This window comes from Serratia sp. HNCC26DJ244 (genome assembly GCF_057180565.1).
In genome coordinates this window covers 1-341 of the sequence record NZ_JBXUGO010000137.1, presented here as the reverse complement: position 1 = coordinate 341, position 341 = coordinate 1, and the positions used below count along the sequence as shown (strand labels likewise).

General features: G+C 54.8%; 1 protein-coding gene. It reads left to right on the top strand.

Annotation, left to right across the window (positions count from 1 at the left end; translation table 11 throughout):
• Positions 1–341: hypothetical protein (locus tag AC2A06_RS18960; protein WP_484381312.1), on the top strand; the 341-nt coding region annotated here is incomplete at both ends.

Genomic DNA, 341 nt, shown 5'->3' with positions numbered 1-341 from the left:
ATACCGCGAGCAGTACCTTGAATATCACCAACGCCGGTGCCTTTACGCTGAACAATACCCTGACCGGTGCCGGGCAGGTGAATGTCGATACCGGGGCTAATAATGCGTTCAATTTCGGTACTGGCGTTGGGGCTGGCTTTACCGGCAATATGACGCTGAATAACGCTACCTTCTCACTGGCGGGAACCAATGCCGACACTCTGCAGAATGCTGGGCTGACATTAGCCACTGGCAGTGTGACGACGGTTGGTATCCCGGGAACGTCAAGTACCGCCACCTTGCAGGATCTGGTGCTGGATGGTGGTACGCTCAATTTCACTGGTGGCGTGCCGTTATCAAGT